Here is a 1269-nt window from a genome sequence, read left to right as displayed (position 1 = left end):
TATAGTGCCCCCCATTGTCAAGACACATTTCTAAAAAGAATAAGCTAAATGTGTCCCTCCTCTTCTTAAGATGCTAATTGGGCAAGGTTCTGATGGTAGAAATCAATGGGGCATCTATATTCAAGCGACCCATGGAGCCGCTGTTCATTGTAAAACCTAATATATTGGTTTAGCCCTTTGCGCAGGGATTTCGGGGTTTCGTACTCATTGAGATAAATGTTTTCGTACTTGAGCGTTCGGAAGAAGCGCTCAACAAAGATGTTGTCCAGGGCACGCCCCTTCCCGTCCATGGAGATCTTGATCCCTTCGTTCTGAAGAAGTTCGATATAGTCCTGGTTGGTAAACTGGCTACCTTGATCACTGTTGATGATTTCCGGCTTGCGGTGCTGGAATGCTCTTTTAAGGCATTCCAGCACCCAATAACGATCCATACTGGTGCTTAATTCGTAGTCCACTATATAGCGGCTGTAAAGATCTATAATAACGAATAGATACATGAATCCCTGGCGCATACGTATGTAAGTGATATCCACGGCCCATACCTGATCTGGATGGTCAACCTTTAGATTTCTCAGCAGATAGGGGTATACATATTTAGCATGTAATCGCTTACTAAGGTTGGGACCGGGACAGATTCCCTGAATCCCCATTATACCCATAAGTCTGCGGACTCGCTTGCGATTTATCTGGCGCCCCTTGGCTTGCATTTCCGCAGTAATTCTGCGGTATCCGTAAAAGGAGCATTTGGTATAGATTTCATCGATTAGCCGCATATCATCGAGGGCTGTCTGTGACCATTGGTTTGTAGGTGGCTGCCGATAAAGGCTACTCCGATTAACGGTCAATAGATAGGCCTGCCTTGTAAGGCTGATGCGATGGTTTCCAGGGTCCGCCATGGTTTTCCGAATATCTGTTGTACTACTTGAGGCCAGATTTTTTTTTGAGCCAGTCAATCTCATAAGATTGCTGACCGATGATCTGTTGATAACGGGATTCTTTTTCCTCCATCTCTTTTTTGAGTTTCCCGGCCTCGTCCTTGTTACGTTCGAAGACAACAGAGGCATTCTTAACAAAGTCGCTCTTCCACTGGCTGAGCATTTGCGGATTCAACTGGTATTTGGCGGCCACCTGGTTCAGGGTCGATTCTTCTCGTAGTAGTTCTAATACAACCTTGGCCTTGAATTCAGCTGTGTAACGATTTCTCTTTTCCATGTTCTTAGTTTAGCTTATTTTTTACCTCTGTGTGTCTCACTACCTGGGAGCAGTATA

At 44.9% G+C, this 1269-nt stretch carries 1 protein-coding gene; it reads right to left on the bottom strand.

Annotated elements, in window-relative coordinates:
- Positions 1–65: 65 nt before the first annotated feature.
- Positions 66–1212, bottom strand: a protein-coding gene (locus JCM14374_RS12835) for an IS3 family transposase (RefSeq protein ID WP_172674238.1) whose coding sequence is annotated in 2 segments (ribosomal slippage) — positions 66–942 and positions 941–1212 — 1149 coding nt in all. Because the reading frame shifts where the segments join, the coding sequence is not laid out codon by codon here.
- Positions 1213–1269: the final 57 nt, after the last annotated feature.

This window comes from Syntrophomonas palmitatica JCM 14374 (genome assembly GCF_001311885.1).
Taxonomy (GTDB): Bacteria; Bacillota; Syntrophomonadia; order Syntrophomonadales; family Syntrophomonadaceae; genus Syntrophomonas_A; species Syntrophomonas_A palmitatica.
Note: the sequence above shows the minus strand (reverse complement) of the source record. Positions and strands in the feature narration are given on the sequence as shown.